At 56.0% G+C, this 612-nt stretch carries 1 protein-coding gene; it reads right to left on the bottom strand.

Features of this window, described 5'->3' with window-relative positions:
- Positions 1-612 (bottom strand): calcium-binding protein (locus tag LRP50_RS25440; RefSeq protein WP_274167182.1); only part of this gene is annotated, 612 nt, incomplete at both ends.

Genomic DNA, 612 nt, shown 5'->3' with positions numbered 1-612 from the left:
TCCAGATGGTCGTTACCATGACCGCCAAGCAGCACATCATGACCATCTTGTCCATAGAGGGCATCGTTGCCGTTGCCACCTTCTAGGCGGTCGTTGCCCCATTCACCGTAGAGTTTGTCATTGTCGTCTCGACCTTGGAGGAGGTCATTGCCGTGGCCGCCAATAAGTGTGTCGTTGCCGCTTTCACCATCGAGATGGTCATCACCATTGTTGCCGTAAAGAAGGTCATTATGGGCACCGCCGTTGACGTAATCGTTGCCTTCGCCGCCGCTAAGACCGTCATGACCGTCGTTACCATACAGGCGGTCGTTTCCTGTGCCCCCATCAAGGCCATCATCACCCGTGCCGCCGGAGAGGGTATCGTTACCGTCTTGCCCGTAGATGCTGTCGTTTCCGCTTCCGCCGTCTACGGCATCATCACCCGTGCCGGCCCAAATGCGGTCGCCGCCATCTTCGCCGTAAATGACGTCGTTACCACCATCACCTCCGATGGTGTCATTACCGGTACCGCCTTTGATGAGGTCGTTACCATCTTGTCCGGTCAGATGGTCATGTCCATCCTGACCATAAATTTCGTCGTTGCCTGCACCGCCTTTCAGTGTGTCATTGCCC

This window comes from Enterovibrio gelatinilyticus, assembly GCF_028683095.1.
GTDB lineage: Bacteria > Pseudomonadota > Gammaproteobacteria > Enterobacterales > Vibrionaceae > Enterovibrio > Enterovibrio gelatinilyticus.
Note: the sequence above shows the minus strand (reverse complement) of the source record. Positions and strands in the feature narration are given on the sequence as shown.